This is a genomic window from Sphaerospermopsis sp. LEGE 00249 (assembly GCF_014299995.1).
Taxonomy (GTDB): domain Bacteria; phylum Cyanobacteriota; class Cyanobacteriia; order Cyanobacteriales; family Nostocaceae; genus Sphaerospermopsis; species Sphaerospermopsis kisseleviana.
This window is the reverse complement of record NZ_JACJUZ010000013.1, coordinates 72,697-89,061: the sequence shown is the minus strand read 5'-3', so window position 1 is coordinate 89,061 and position 16,365 is coordinate 72,697. Positions and strand designations below refer to the sequence as shown.

Genomic DNA, 16,365 nt, shown 5'->3' with positions numbered 1-16,365 from the left:
TTGTATGTGTCAACAAATTAGTTATGTTCATTGGATGGAAGATATCATGAGATGTTGACATTTTCACCCTTAATAGGACTACTATAACTGAATATGTAAACTTTTGTAACGACATTCAACATTTCTGTATTTCTAGCTATTTCTAAGTATTCAGAAATAGGCATTTCTGTTAAAATATTGTGTGCTTTTATTCTATTATCGAAGCTTTTAGAAAGTATTTGCATAATAGTTTATATGAATTTATTATAAGATTATAACATGATTTTCTTTTAATTATTGCTTAACAAAAAATGATCTACAAAAAATACTTTTAACTAAAAACCGCAAATGTACGCAACAAACACCAAATCATCTGCGTTCATCTGCGTACATCTGCGTTCTAATTAATGCACCAACTCAATAGCCCGCTTAGTCAACGCTTCCGCAGTCAACCCATTAAACGCCATCAACTCACCCGCACTTGCGGTAGTTTCCCCACGCTTCCAAGCGAAAATATCCCGCTTACTGGTACTGCGTAACATAATAGGTTCTAACATCGCACCTGCACCACCTGTCACACCAATTAACGCATCACCAGCAAACAAACTATCAAATTCTGCATCACTCAAAAACCCACCATCAGGTTCAGAACAAGTATCCCAAGCTGTATCATCAGCACGATATAAACGCCGGGGGTTAATAACAGAAATTATCTTCACCCCAATACCTTCTGTCTCTAAAAATGCCGCAGCTTCAAACACCGGAATTAAGGTCATATCGCCAATTACAGCAAAGACAACTTGTTTTCCTCCGGCAACTTCATGTAATAAAATCGCGCCTTTTTCTAACCCTTGTTTGGTTTGTTCTAAAGTTGTTCTAATGGGTAAAGGTGACTTACTTGCAGTAATCACAATTCCCTTATTTTTTGTTCCTAAAGCCCAGTCATAACAGACTTGAATACTGTTAGCATCGGGGGGAAAAACAGGAAATACATTACCATTTCTCATCATCGAAGCAAAGTAAGCTTCAATTTCTGGTCTTTGGTGTGTCCAACCGTTGCGACCTTGTTCTAATGCACCGGCAGTAAATAAGGTAATGGTTGAAGGTGTTTTTCTTCTTAATTCTGCCATTGCTTGGGTGACAGTTTGCCAAATTGGTAAACCATTGATGGCAAAAGATTCATAGGAACACCACAAACTTCTCGCCCCCATTAAGGATAAACCCACTGCTAAACCTGCACAAGCATCTTCGCTCAAAGGTTCGTAAACTTGACCTCCTGGCGCTTGATGATAGGTTTCATCTGCTGTGGGGTGAATGATTTTTAAGGCTTCATTAATATTACCAATTCCTGAAGCGGCGTTACCATCGGCGTTTGTTACTAGGAAGTTTTTATCTTTATTTCCGATTATTCCTACTAACCTTCCCATTGCTGTTGTGGAAACTTTTGGATCTCCGCCAACTGCATATTCTTCTAATGGTAATTCGCCGATGTCTACTAAAGGTAATTCAAATTCTGTAACTACAGTTTTCGCTGCGGGTCCACCTCCGGCACGTTCTGCGTTTGTGCGGACTGTTTGCCATGCTTCCACAGATAAAGCGCGTTTTTGTAAGGCTGTGACAATGTGAGGCGCGGTTAAGGTATCTTGAGGATAGAGGTTGTGAGATTTTGCCCCTAAAGCGTGAACACCCGCGCCTTTGAGTTGTTTAATGATAAATACCGTTAATGTGCCACTCAAAGCAGAACGGGCAGCTTTATCAATGCCTACTAATACCGCTTTGGTAAATTCTAACCGTTTTTGGAAAGAGAAAATGGTGCTATCTACGTAATCTCCCGGTTGGTTTTGGTCGTCAAATTCCTTGGCATCAACAATGATCACTTCCGCAAACCCGTTACCTTTCCAATAAGCGATCATTTCATCGGTGGTTTTTAAAGATACCATGCTATGATGCTCTTGGCTGTAACCGTTCCAAACTAGGATAGGTAGGAAGTTGGTTACATTGGGGTAAGCGGTATTAAAGTGCGCCATTGCACTCATGATGTAGGGTTCACCTAGTCCCCCATCTCCCACGGTGAAGGGGAAGAGTTTGTCACGGTGTAGCAGTGCAGCAGACATCGCAAAATGTTGTCCTTGTCCCAAAGGACCAGCAGGGGCGAGAATACCAGGAATGTAACCGGAAAGGTGTCCGATTAAACCGTGTTTTTCTCGGAAGCGATCGCGCAATTGTTGTACTGTAGAAATGCCCATGTCTTCTAAAGAACGATCCAAAAACATGGCACTATAAAAACCAGGGGCGTGGTGTCCCACTTCGGTAATAATGTTTTTATGTCCCAGCATGACCAAAGCTGCATAAGCTTCCGCTTGGCTGGCAAAACCGCCGGGATGTCCAGAAGCCTTACTACCAGTAATTTGTAGGGTCAGGTAGCGCAGGGCATCGGCAGCTAGTAGGGTTTGATAAACTGCTTTTGGGTCTGTTGGTGAGGCGATCGCACCTTTGCCCGATTCTATCACCGGCGTTGCACCATAAGTTTCAAAATCTGGCAATGCTTCCCCAAAATATTGAATACCTTCACAAAAACTTGGAACTGCGGAAGATGCCTTTGTTGTAGTTGCTGTCATGCTGAGTACCTTAATAAAATCGTCGGAAACTTTAAATGCTGGTTTACAGTGGTTTTCATGAATGACTTTTTTATCTCACGCAAAGACGCAAAGGCGCAAAGGGGAAATAAGAGAAGTCTGAAGACTTGAAAACTACTGTAATGTAACCAAAATTTTACATCTTCACGGTTGTAAAGGTTTATTGCAGTTTTAGAATGCAAAACATAAGCAGAGATTATGAAAGCAGCATGACAAACCAATAGCCCGCAAGGAAATGATAGCGAAGCGTGGCGTTAGCCATATTTCTTTGGTAATAGCCAAAGTCATCTAAAGATGACTCAATAACCAGAAAATTCTTCAGTAAACTTTAGTTTACTTGATTTATTAGCCATGAAATTCATTTCATGGCGGGTGTAGAAGCTGACGCAAAATATCTCTAAAACCTTCTTTCCTCCATGTCCTCTGTGCCTGTGTGGTTCGTTTTCTCATTAACTCCTGACTTCTGTACGGGCAAAGTAGGGGCGAAGTAGGGGCGAAGCATTCGGAAAATAGGCTTTTGATAAAATGATAATTTGTCGCCCGAATGCTTCGCCCTTACAGGAAAATAGGCTTTTGATAAAATGATAATTTGTCGCCCGAATGCTTCGCCCTTACAGGAAAATAGGCTTTTGATAAAATGATAATTTGTCGCCCGAATGCTTCGCCCTTACGACTCCTGACTTCTGAATTTTGCTATAAGATATTTAGTAAAAAACTAACATCTACCAAAAAACTTTTATGCCTCTACCCACAGGACCCAAAACTCCAGCTACCCTGCAAATGCTACGCTGGGTATTTAGCCCCATGTCCTACATGGAAGAATGCGCCAAAACCTACGGTGATATTTTTACTCTCAAGCTGGATCAAAATTTACCTCCCCTGGTCTTTATTCATAGCCCAGAAGCAATGCAGGAGGTTTTGAGCAAAGATACCAAAGAATTAGAAGCACCAGGCGATTTAAATCAACTATTTGAAGGGTTACTAGGTAAAAATTCTCTGATTTCTCAAAGTGGTAAAGAACATCAGCGACAACGGCAGTTAATCATGCCTCCCTTACACGGGGAAAGAATGCGAACTTATGCCGATGTAATTAATAATATCACCGAAAAAGTCATCGGCAAACAGCAAATCAATCAACCTTTTAATGTGCGAACAGCTACCCAAGAAATTACTCTGGGGGTGATGATGCAAGCTGTCTTTGGACTTTATGAAGGTGAACGGGCTGAAAAATTACAACACTTACTATGTGAAATTCTGGAAGCAGGTAGTGAAGTTTGGAGAGTGGCTTTATTATATTTTCCAGCGTTACAAAAAGTGATTGGTCTTTCCACACTTTGGGAAATACAGGAACGTCGTCAAAATAAAGCTGACCAACTCCTGTATGCAGAAATTCAAGAACGCAGAGAAAAACCCGACCCATCACGTACAGATATCCTCAGTTTGCTAATGTCTGCAAGGGATGAAGACGGTCAACCAATGACTGATGTAGAATTACGGGATGAATTAATGACTTTGTTAGTAGCAGGTCATGAAACCACAGCTACAGCCATAGCCTGGGCTTTATATTGGGTTCATAAACTACCAGAAGTCCGCCAAAAATTATTAGCAGAACTTGATACTTTAGGCGAAAATCCCGATTCCAATACTATTTTTAAATTACCTTATCTCACCGCCGTTTGTAATGAAACTTTGCGGATTTATCCCGTGGGAATGTTGACTTTTCCCCGTCGGGTAAAAACCCCTATTTCTGTAGATGGTTATCAACTAGAACCAGGTACAGTTGTGATGGGTTCAATTTACCTCACTCACCATCGAGAAGATATTTATCCCAACTCTAAACAATTTAACCCAGAACGCTTTATAGAAAAACAATTTTCACCATATCAATTTATCCCTTTTGGCGCTGGTGCAAGACGTTGTATTGGTCTAGCATTTGCCCAATTTGAAATGAAATTAGCACTAGCTAAAATCCTCCAAGGTTGGGAAATGGAACTAGCAGATACTCGTGAAGTTAAACCAAAACGCCGTGGTTTGGTGACAGGTCAAGATAAACCTATTCAAATGATTTACCACGGTCGTCGTCAGCAACAATCTCGAACTTTAGAGACAATAGCCGTGTAATTTTTCAGGGGTTAAGAGTCGGTACAAACCAATTTTTAACCCCCGCAAATGATTAAACTACCAAATAGACATCTATTTCCGAAAAATCAACCGTAAAAAGCTTGTTGTCGTTAAAAATCGGAGGTATGTAATATTCACTGAATAAACTATTTAACTCATCACAAAACATATTGAGAGAGAAAGCCGCTAAACCACTACTCCATAAAGGAATAACAGTATTACCTCCTGACGTTGACTCCATTTCTTCTAAAGTCAGTTTCTGAAAAAGCCCATTGACTTGAACAGAATGTAATTCAGTATTCATGATTGCAGCCATTGTCTTAATTTACCAATCCAGAAATGAGCAGGTATGAAAATTTATGATTTATGAGGAGTAAAATCTGTAAAAACAAATGCCCTAAAAAAATGTTTTACCCTCAACCAACTAAAAATTTCTTAATGTCAGTACCAGAATACAAATAATTAATCACCAAGAATTTATGACGACGTATATTGACCTGGAATAGTCTACAGTAGCGACCTTATTATCCCTGATGCCACTATCTACACCTTTAACGTCACCAGTCCCTGTATTCTCCACATTTCCAGTATTACCCGATATAAAATAATTATTGACGCTCCCACCACTACCACCAGATACAGTCTTTGTTTCAACCACAGATAGCTCACGAAAAAGGCTTCCTGCATTATATTTTAAGTCCGCAATTACTATTTTCTTCATTGTTTTATCCTCTAAATTAGGAGTTAATTCCTTTTAAATGTTTTTGCATAACTAGATTTAAAATAATCCAAAGTCCCGATACATATAAAGCTTTATGCACATGATCATAGGACATAAATCCGATCATTTTGTCTAAAAATGTAATTCGTATATTTTAAAATTACTAAATTTTAAAATTACTAAGTTCCAATAATGGAAAATTCACATATTAAAAATCTTTTTAGATATTATGTCAGAACCTAAACCACACAATTGTGTCTGAAATTTTTACCTTGATAGATTGAGATTACCAAATTACATGACAGCGATTTTCAGGTAAATGAACCACAAAACAATCTTTAAAACCCTTGTAGAGAATTTGCACGCAACGTCTCTACTGTGGTATAACTAGGTGAAAACTGCTGTAATACAAAATTTCGATATCTTCTGGTTTGAAGCATACTCTTTTCAGACATAAATCCCAGGATTTTGTCTGGAAACTTAATGCTTTGATAATAATTCTGAGGATAGATTCCCTTGCTGACATCTTAATTTACAGCAAAATGTGGCTTACGCTACGCTATCAGGAGTCAGGAGTAATATCAAGTCCGTTTGAATAGTTATGTTATCTGTGAGGACAGGCAAGAGGCAAGAGTGAAAATGAAAATTCCTACACCCCACACCCAAAAATTCAATCCTCATCCACCATCCCAATACCCAGTTGTCAATGAGTACATTTTTCATAAATTGCTATATAGTAAACATAAAGTTTTGTAAGGCGAGGGCTAGGAATGTACATAGTACAAATTGCCTCAGAATGCGCTCCTGTAATAAAAGCTGGGGGTTTGGGGGATGTTGTTTATGGACTTAGCAGGGAGTTAGAAGGACGGGGAAACACTGTTGAACTTATTCTCCCAATGTATGATTGTATGCGTTACGATCATATATGGGGTCTTCACGATGCTTACCTCAACCTGTGGGTACCCTGGTATGGTGGCGCAGTTCACTGTTCTGTATACTGCGGGTGGGTACATGGTCGGGTTTGTTTCTTCATTCAACCCCACAGTCAAGACAATTTCTTTAATAGAGGTTGTTACTATGGTTGCGATGATGACAACATGAGGTTTGCTTTCTTTAGCAAAGCAGCTTTAGAATTTTTACTGCAAAGTAATAAAAGACCGGATATCATTCATTGTCACGACTGGCAAACTGGGTTAATTCCTGTCATGTTGTATGAAATTTATAAATATCATGGCATGGAATATCAAAGAGTTTGTTACACCATTCACAACTTTAAACATCAAGGTATGGGTGGTGTAGAAACTCTCCAAGCTACCAATTTAAATCGCCCAGAATATTATTTTCAATACGACAAACTGCGGGATAATTTTAATCCTTTTGCGATCAATTTTATGAAAGCAGGAATTAATTATGCTAATGCAGTGACAACAGTATCACCAAATCATGCAATAGAAGCCCAAACCAGTGATGTGGGTTGTGGTTTAGGACATACATTATATTTGCAAAAAGACAAATTTAGTGGTGTTCTCAATGGTATAGATTACGATTTTTGGAATCCTGAAATTGACAGATACATCCCCAATAATTACAACTGGGATGATTTTGAACAAAAGGCATATAACAAAAAAGCATTAAGAGAAAGATTGATGTTAGGTCATGATGAGAAAAAACCCATCATTGCTTACATCGGTCGTTTAGATAATCAAAAAGGTGTCCATTTGGTTCACCACGCCATGTACTATGCTTTGAATAGAGGAGCGCAATTTGTATTATTAGGTTCAGCTACAGAATCAGCAATTAACGCTCATTTTTACCATGAAAAACAATTTTTAAATAATAACCCAGATGTGCATTTAGAACTGGGATTCAATGAAGAATTATCTCACCTGATTTATGCTGGTGCAGATATGATAGTTGTTCCCAGTAATTATGAACCTTGCGGTTTAACCCAAATGATCGGTTTAAAATACGGAACTGTACCCATTGTTCGGGGTGTAGGTGGTTTAGTAAATACTGTTTTTGACAGAGATTATGATCAAAATTTACCACCAGAAAAACGCAATGGTTATGTGTTTTATGACATGGATAACCTAGCATTAGAATCAGCAATGGGACGGGCTATAGATTTATGGTATCAGCAACCCGAAGAGTTTAAAAAACTAGCTATTCAGGGTATGTTGTATGATAATTCTTGGAATATTCCCGGTGCGAAATATTTAGAGATTTACGAATGGATCAGACATAAATGGTAAATCTTTAATTTCCGATACAAAAAAGCTAACTAACCTCTCGTTCCCAGTCTCCAGACTGGGAATGCCATCATCAATTGATAATTGACAATTGATAATTGACAATTAATGTAGAAATAAAATTCAATTACAGATTTGGGCTACTTGGTTATTTTATGCTGTGTTGGTAGATTTAGGTGATGCCGTAGCGGATGAACTATCTCTTTCCCGATGTTCAACGTGGGACTGATCAATTCTTTTTCCATCATCCCCCAAAAGCCTGTTGACAAAATTCTTTCAGGCTTAACTTGTCACCAATGTGTACTGAAGAACCTTTTTTCTCAACCACTATGTCAGATCATCAGCTTTCTGTGTTTCAATCTGGTATTCGAGACAACCGTAACCGGGGTACAGTTGGAGATTTTCTCAAAGATAAGATTGAACTAGGTTCTAAATTATCTATCGTCTCGGCTTATTTTACGATTTATGCCTTTGAAGCTTTAAAACAGGAATTATGGTCTATTGATAACTTAGATTTTCTGTTTGGAGAACCTCGGTTTATTCAAGCCATCGGCACTAATACTGACCAAAAAGCTTTTAAAATTGAAGATACTGGTCTTCAACTAAGCGATCGCCTGAAACAGAGTAAATTAGCTAGGGAATGCCAAGAATGGATACAAAAAAAGGTCAATATTCGCTCGATTAAACAAATTAACTTACTGCATGGCAAAATGTACCACATTGATAATAATGGGGTGAGAACTGCCATTTTAGGTAGCTCTAATTTTACCTTAAAGGGATTAGGATTAGCTAACAGAAATAGTAATATTGAGTTAAATTTAATTGTTGATAGTGACAGGGACAGACAAGATTTACAGTTATGGTTTGCAGAGTTATGGAATAATCAAAATCTAGTACAAGATGTCAAAAATGAAGTAATTACTTATCTCAATCAACTTTATCAGGATAATGCCCCTGAATTTATTTACTATAAAACATTGTTTCATTTATTTAAACGATTCCTAGACCAACAAGCAGCCAGTGATTTACTCACTAAACAACGTCACTTAACTGATACCAAGATTTGGAACTTATTATTTGATTTTCAGAAAGATGGAGTCAAAGGTGCGATTAATAAAATCATGGAATATAATGGCTGTATTATCGCTGATAGTGTGGGTTTAGGAAAAACCTTTGAGGCTTTAGCCATCATTAAATATTTTGAATTATTGAATTATAAAGTCTTGGTATTATGTCCTAAAAAATTAAGAAGTAATTGGACAATTTACCATGCTGCTAATAACAGTGAATTAAATATTTTAGTTGAAGATAGATTTAACTATACAGTCTTGTCTCATACAGATTTGAGTAGAGATACTGGATATTCAGGGGATATTAATTTAGAAACCTTAAATTGGAGTAATTATGATTTAGTTGTGATTGATGAATCTCATAACTTTCGGAATAATACCAAAGGGAAACGAGATGAAGATGGAAATGTGATTAAAAAAAGTCGCTATGAACGTCTCATGGAAGATGTAATTAAAAAAGGGATTCCTACTAAAGTCTTATTACTATCAGCAACCCCTGTAAATACAGACTTAAAAGATTTAAGGAATCAGATTAATTTTATTGTGGAAGATAAAGATAATGCCTTTAGTCAAACATTGGGGATTGACAGTATCCAACAAACCTTAACCACTGCCCAAAAAGAATTTACCATTTGGTCAAAGAAAAAGCAACATCATAGTAATGAGTTATTGGAAAACTTAAATTCTAGCTTTTTTACATTATTAGATGGTTTAACAATCGCTCGTTCTCGTAAACATATTCAAAAGTATTATCAAGAAGCAATTAAAGAATTAGGAGGTTTCCCAGAGAGACTCAAACCTATTTCTTTATTTTCTCATATTGATTTAGAAGATAATTTCTTAGATTATGATGATATTAATGAGCAAATTTCTGACTATCAATTATCTTTGTTTAAACCTTCCAATTATGTTTTAGAAAAATACAAAGATTTGTATGAAGGGAAAATTATCCAAAATAACTTTACTCAAAGTAATCGAGAAAATTACTTAATTGGCATGATGAAAGTGAATTTTCTCAAACGTTTAGAAAGTTCCGTTTATTCTTTTAGAATCACCCTAGAGAGAACCATTAAGAAAATTCAACAGTTAGAGTCAAAAATTAAAACATTTGACCAGTATCAAACAGAAATGCTCAAAAGTGAAGATTATCAAATAGAAGATACTGACGACGAAGAATTACAAGCAGCATTTGAAGTAGGTAGAGAACTAAAATATCAATTAAAACATTTAGATATTGACAGATGGTTAGTTGATTTAGCTAGGGATAGAAGACAACTACATAAGTTATATGTTCAAGCCAAAGATGTAGATGTTTCTAAAGATGCCAAGTTAGCAAAATTAAAAGAATGTATTGAGAAAAAAGTTACTCATCCCACTTTTAATAAACAGGATAAGGAAAATAAAAAAGTCATCATTTTTACAGCTTTTGCAGATACAGCTAGATATTTATATGATGCTTTAGCAGCGTGGTTAAAAACAGAATTAAATATCAATATAGCCTTAGTAACTGGAGGTAATAGTGGTAATAAAACCACCTTTGGTAGTTCCCGCTTTGAGGAAATTCTCACGAACTTTTCACCTCTGTCCAAACAACGAGATAAGATAAAATCAATGCCCCAAAAAGGAGAAATTGATATATTAATTGCCACTGACTGTATTTCTGAAGGACAAAATTTACAAGATTGTGATTATTTAGTTAATTATGACATTCATTGGAATCCTGTAAGAATTATGCAAAGATTTGGACGCATTGATAGAATTGGTAGTTTAAATCATACAGTGCAATTAGTTAATTTTTGGCCAACGGAAGACTTAAATAGATATATTAATCTGAAAAATCGAGTTGAGGCAAGAATGGCCTTAGTTGATATTACAGCTACCGGGGAAGATAATCTTTTAAATGTAGATGAACTACAAGAATTATTTACCGAAGAAATGAGTTATCGAGATGAACAGTTACTACGGTTAAAAGATGAAGTTTTAGACATTGAAGATTTTAATGACAGCATTTCCTTAACAGAATTTAGCTTAGATGATTTTCGTATAGATTTATTAAATTACTTGCAAAAAAACAGGCAACTGTTAGAAAATGCCCCGTTAGGATTATATGGAATTGTCCCTACCCCTACCCAAAAAGAGTATGAGGTGATCAAACCTGGGATTATTTTCTGTCTGCAACAGATAGGGAACACATCAGGAAATGAACAAGTTAACCCCCTACAACCTTATTTTTTGGTCTATGTCAGGGATGATGGTAATGTTCGCTATACCTTTGCCCAACCTAAACAAATTTTAGAGATATACCGTCTTTTATGTGCGGGGAAAACCCACCCATATAAAGATTTGTGTCAGTTATTTAACCAGCGCACCAGTAATGGATCTAATATAGGTAAAGAAACTGAACTACTAAATAAAGCAGTTGATTCTATCACCCGTACATTTACTAACCGTATCACTAAAAATCTTTTTAATTCAGGGAAAGGGGGTATTATTCCTCCCAAGCAGCAACAAGTGACAAAAACCACAGACTTTGAATTGATAACTTGGTTAATTTTGGTTAATTATTGAAGATGATACAAAACACCCTTAAATCCGCTATTACACAAGCATTACAAAAGTTCCATCAAGTTTCCCCCGCTGATGGTATTAAGCATCTGCTAGAAACTTTGGGTTACTCAACTCCACGGGAAGTCTTGTTAGATAACCAAACCCCTGATGAGGTGCTAGAAGTATTTGGATGGGAGAATTTTCGGGAAGATAAGGGGTTATTAAAGGAGTGGGAGTCAGTTAATTGTTTATTTCAGGTGACAGAAGAAGAAATTACCCAAAATGGACAGGGTAAATTATTTCAGCCTTCCTTTGACACAGATTATTTAAAATCTTATATATTTCTGGGTTTAACTTTACAAAAAACTGCTTATTCTCGTGGTGATTTAGCAAAAATTACCCGTGAAATTAACCGTCAGTCTAATATTCCCATTATGGTGTTATTTTGCTATGGTAATTATGTTACCTTGTCAATAATTAATCGTCGTCCTAATAAGTTAGATAGGGATAAAGATGTTTTAGAAAAGATTACCTTAATTAAAGATATTAATATTAACTCTCCCCATCGAGCGCATATTGAAATATTAGCAGATTTAGCTTTACCATCTCTCCCAGATGTCCAGAATTTTGACCAGCTACATACAGCTTGGCAAAAAGTTCTCAATACTTCGGAACTGAATAATAAATTCTTTCAGGAAGTATCTAATTGGTATTTTTGGGCAACTCAAACCGTCACATTTCCTGCTGGAGGAGAAGCGGATGAATCTATCCGTAATGCTACCAGTGTGATTAGATTAATTACACGGTTGATTTTTGCTTGGTTCTTAAAAGAAAAGGGGTTAGTTCCTGATGCTTTATTTGATGAAAACCAGCTAACAAATTTACTGAAATCTTTATCAGCAGAGGAAAGTACCTATTATAAAGCCATCTTACAGAATCTCTTTTTTGCTACCCTAAATACAGAAATGAACACTGATGAAAAGGCTGATAACCGCAAGTTTAGGGGTAAAAATCAGCAAAAGGGTGGGAGAGATGCACATTATGGGATAACTAATGTTTATCGTTACCACGATTATTTTACTAATGCTGATGAGTTTTTAAGGTTATGTAGTAATATCCCTTTTTTGAACGGGGGATTATTTGAATGTTTAGATAGAGATAAAGATGATGATTCTGAACCTACTCCAAAAGGAAAAGAGAAAACCAAAATTAGAATTGATGGTTTTTCCGATAGAGAAGATAATGTTTTAAATGTTCCTAATGTTCTCTTTTTTGGAGAAGCAACAGATGTTGATTTAAACCAAACCTATGGAACTAAAAATAAAAAGTATAAAGTCCAAGGCTTAATTAATATATTTAATCGTTATAAATTTACCATTGATGAAAATACTCCCATTGAGGAAGAAATAGCATTAGATCCGGAATTGTTAGGTAAAGTATTTGAGAATTTATTAGCAGAATATAACCCAGAAACGGAAACTACAGCTAGGAAGCAAACGGGGTCTTTTTATACTCCTAGAGAAATTGTTAATTATATGGTAGATGAGTCCTTAATTGCTTATTTACAAAATGCTGTATTAAGTCAAGGTTCAAGTTATATAGAAGTGGGTTCAAATCAGACTAATTTATTTGGTAATGAGTATAAAACGGGTCAATTAAGTTTACAAACTAAGTTAGAAAATAGTCGTTTTCAGGGAAGAGAACATGAGTTAGAGAGTCAGTTAAGAAGTTTGTTATCTTATAGTGATGACTCCCATCAATTTAATGATGATGAAGTTGACTGTTTAATTAATGCCATTGATAACCTAAAAATCATTGATATTGCTTGTGGTTCGGGTGCGTTTCCTATGGGAATTTTACAGAAATTGGTGTTTATTTTAGGGAAACTTGACCCCAATAATAGTAAATGGAAACAGCAACAGAAGGAAAAAACCATAGCACCTATTTTAAAGGATATTCAGGTAGTAAAACAGATTAGTTATGAACAAGCAAGGGAAGAAGCGATACAGAAGTTACAGGAAAGGTTAGCAGAAATAGAAGATGAGTTTGAGAATAATGAGATGGACTATCCCCGGAAGTTATTCTTGATTGAAAATTGTATTTTTGGGGTAGATATTCAACCGATAGCAGTACAAATTTCTAAGTTACGCTTTTTTATCTCCTTAATTGTTGACCAAAGGGTGAATAATAATCAACCCAATCGGGGGATTTTACCCTTACCGAACCTTGAGACTAAATTTGTTGCTGCTAATTCTTTAGTCAGTATTAATAAACCTCAAAAATTACAATTAGAATTAGATTTAAGAAATGAAGAAATTAAGGATAAAGAAAAACAATTGGCAGAAGTAAGAAAACGTCATTTTAAAGCTAGAACCCCTCAAACAAAAAGAAAATGTAGAGAAGATGATAAAAAGTTAAGACAAGAAATTGGTAAATTATTAAAACAGCAAGGTTTACCTGATGAAATTGCTTTAAATTTATCAGAATGGGATTTATATAATCAGAATTTATCAGCCAACTTTTTTGATCCAGAATGGATGTTTGGCGTTGATGCTTTTGATATTTGTATTGGTAATCCTCCTTATGTAAGACAAGAGAAAATTAAGGAACTAAAACCAATTTTAAAACAACAATATAGCTGTTTTACAGGAGTTGCTGATTTATATGTTTACTTCTTTGAACAAGCAATCAAACTTTTAAAAGACAAAGGAATTTTAACCTATATTACCTCTAATAAATATTTTCGTTCAGGATATGGAGAAAAGTTACGGGAATTTTTAGTTAAGAAAAATCAATTAAAACAATTAATAGACTTTGGAGATGCACCTGTATTTACAGCTATAGCCTATCCTAGCATCATCATCACTGTAAAACAAGATTTCAGCGTGTCACCAAAACAAAATATTGATACTAAAATAAAAGTATTAAATTGGCAAATAGGTAAACCCATTGATAATTTTATCGAAGTTTTGAATACAGACAGTTTTCATATTGAACAAAAAGCACTAAAGCCTCAAGGATGGCAATTAGAAGATAATACTGTTTTACAGTTATTAGAAAAGTTAAGAAAAACAGGAACACCATTAGGAGAATATGTTAATGGCAGGTTTTATCGTGGTGTTTTAACCGGGTTTAATGAAGCATTTATTGTTGATAGAGAAACGAGAGATAGATTAATTAGTGAACATCCTTCATCAGAGGAAGTTTTGAAACCATTTTTACGGGGTAAGGATGTTAAAAGATGGGTAGTTAATAATCCTGATTTATGGCTAATTTTTACCCGTCGCGGCATTGATATTAATCAATATCCTGCTATTTTAAATCATTTAAGTCAATATAGAGAAAGATTAACTCCTGGAATACCTGGAGGTAGAAAAGCAGGTAGTTATAAATGGTACGAAATTCAGGATAATATTGCTTATTATAAAGAGTTTGAAGAAAATAAAATTGTTTGGGGTAATTTAGCAACACAACCCCAATTTACTTTTGCAGAACCCAATTATTATATTAATGCACCTGCTAGTTTAATTGTTTCTGACAGTTTGTATTTATTAGCAGTTTTAAATTCTCCTGTAACACAATATTTAGTTTCCCAAAGTGCAGCCACAAGACAAGGTGGATTTCTAGAATATAAACCAATGTATATTTCACCGTTATCTATTCCCAAAGCTACAGACACGCAGGATGCGTGTGTTACAAGAATGGTAGATAAAATCCTGGAAATAAAACGCCAAAACCCGAAAGCAGATACGACAGAATTAGAAAGAGAAATAGATGAGATAGTGTATAAATTGTATGGATTAACAGAACAAGAGATTCAGATAATTGAAGAAAGTGGAAAACGATGATCTATAATCAAACTATCTGTATTTACAGCTATAGCCTATCCTAGCATCATCAGCACTGTAACACACGCTTCCAGCGTGTCGCAAACACAAAAGATGGATAAAGTAACACACGCTTCCAGCGTGTCAGCAAAACAAAATATTGATACTAAAATAAAAGTATTAAACTGGCAAATGTTTATGATAGTTTGTATTTATTGGCAGTTTTAAATTCTCCTGTAACACAATATTTAGTTTCCCAAAGTGCAGCCACAAGACAAGGCGGATTTCTAGAATATAAACCAATGTATATTTTACTGTTATCTATTCCCAAAGCTACAGACACGCAGGATGCGTGTGTTACAAGAATGGTAGATAAAATCCTGGAAATAAAACGCCAAAACCCAAAAGCAGACACAACAGAATTAGAAAGAGAGATAGATGAGATGGACTTTTTCAGCCAACCCTAATTATTCATTATTGAAACGCCCATAACGTGCGGTTGGCTGATTACACAACCAAGCCCACATTTGATCACCAAAGGAAAAATGCCACCATTCTCTAGGATTACGTTGAAAACCTGCCTTTAACATCACATTTAGTAATAATTCTCGATGGCGATGATATTCTTGATGACGATGGGCATCAGAATGGGCATAATAATCAGGGTGCGATCGCTCAGACATTTCATCAATCGGTGAACCCATATTCACAACTTCCCCATTTTCATCGACTAAAGTAATATCCACCGCAGCACCTGTACTATGGGGAGGAGGAGTATTCATATCTAAACTTGGTACAGCCCAAATTTCATATACTTGCTGCCAAATTTCTTCCCGTTGTTGAGTTGATAAATCACTCTCAATCAATCCCCTGGCTTGCACAGCTTGGGCAAAACTATAATCTACCATAAATTGCTGCACAGCTACCGGGCGATAAGCATCAAATATTTGAATATACCAACCAGGATGTAGCAATTGTAAATAATTTTGTGCCTCAATTAAATTTTGCACCACACTTGCACGCAAAAAATAAGCAGAATATCCCCCATAGTCAGCACCTAACTTTTCATAAGGATGGGGAGTTTCCACCGCAAACAGTTCTAAGGGAATTTTTACTAAAGGTTCACCACATTCAATAATGGAAATTTGGTGATATGGACGCATATTATCAACTCAGCTTGTAAAATAGTAAGTTTTGTAGTAGGTTTTGAATGAG

At 35.9% G+C, this 16,365-nt stretch carries 9 protein-coding genes; 5 read left to right on the top strand and 4 right to left on the bottom strand.

Annotated features, from left to right (window positions below; all coding sequences use genetic code 11):
* Window positions 1–44: 44 nt before the first annotated feature.
* Together H5968_RS07020 and H5968_RS07015 are read right to left on the bottom strand one after the other, a co-directional pair.
* Window positions 45–224, bottom strand: a complete 180-nt coding sequence (locus tag H5968_RS07020; protein ID WP_187039356.1) for a hypothetical protein — start codon at window positions 222–224, stop codon at window positions 45–47.
* A 159-nt stretch (window positions 225–383) separates the two neighbouring features.
* Window positions 384–2,597: a phosphoketolase gene (locus H5968_RS07015; protein WP_187039348.1), complete on the bottom strand. Its 2,214-nt coding sequence runs from the start codon at window positions 2,595–2,597 to the stop codon at window positions 384–386.
* Window positions 2,598–3,353: 756 nt separating this feature from the next.
* On the opposite strand from H5968_RS07015, the gene H5968_RS07010 reads away from it, so the two are divergent.
* Complete coding sequence (locus tag H5968_RS07010; protein WP_187039347.1) at window positions 3,354–4,736, top strand: cytochrome P450; 1,383 nt, start codon at window positions 3,354–3,356, stop codon at window positions 4,734–4,736.
* Window positions 4,737–4,788: 52 nt separating this feature from the next.
* Here H5968_RS07010 and H5968_RS07005 read toward each other — a convergent pair whose 3' ends face one another.
* Complete coding sequence (locus H5968_RS07005) at window positions 4,789–5,052, bottom strand: hypothetical protein (protein ID WP_187039346.1); 264 nt, start codon at window positions 5,050–5,052, stop codon at window positions 4,789–4,791.
* A gap of 1,175 nt (window positions 5,053–6,227) precedes the next feature.
* On the opposite strand from H5968_RS07005, the gene glgA reads away from it, so the two are divergent.
* The 4 genes from glgA to H5968_RS06985 all read left to right on the top strand — a co-directional run bounded on the left by glgA (window position 6,228) and on the right by H5968_RS06985 (window position 15,617).
* Complete coding sequence (gene glgA, locus H5968_RS07000; RefSeq protein ID WP_187039345.1) at window positions 6,228–7,709, top strand: glycogen synthase GlgA; 1,482 nt, start codon at window positions 6,228–6,230, stop codon at window positions 7,707–7,709.
* 326 nt (window positions 7,710–8,035) lie between these two features.
* The gene (locus tag H5968_RS06995; RefSeq protein WP_187039355.1) at window positions 8,036–11,344 is read left to right on the top strand and encodes a helicase-related protein; all 3,309 of its coding nucleotides are present in this window, start codon (window positions 8,036–8,038) and stop codon (window positions 11,342–11,344) included.
* A 2-nt stretch (window positions 11,345–11,346) separates the two neighbouring features.
* Window positions 11,347–15,171 carry an Eco57I restriction-modification methylase domain-containing protein gene (locus H5968_RS06990; protein WP_187039344.1) on the top strand — a complete coding sequence of 1,275 codons (3,825 nt, stop codon included), beginning with the start codon at window positions 11,347–11,349 and terminating at the stop codon, window positions 15,169–15,171.
* A gap of 194 nt (window positions 15,172–15,365) precedes the next feature.
* Window positions 15,366–15,617 (top strand): hypothetical protein, encoded by a 252-nt coding sequence (locus H5968_RS06985; RefSeq protein WP_187039343.1) that lies wholly within the window; start codon window positions 15,366–15,368, stop codon window positions 15,615–15,617.
* On the opposite strand, the gene H5968_RS06980 is transcribed toward H5968_RS06985, so the two are convergent.
* Window positions 15,618–16,313, bottom strand: a complete 696-nt coding sequence (locus H5968_RS06980) for a M15 family metallopeptidase (RefSeq protein ID WP_187039342.1) — start codon at window positions 16,311–16,313, stop codon at window positions 15,618–15,620.
* Window positions 16,314–16,365 lie beyond the last annotated feature (52 nt).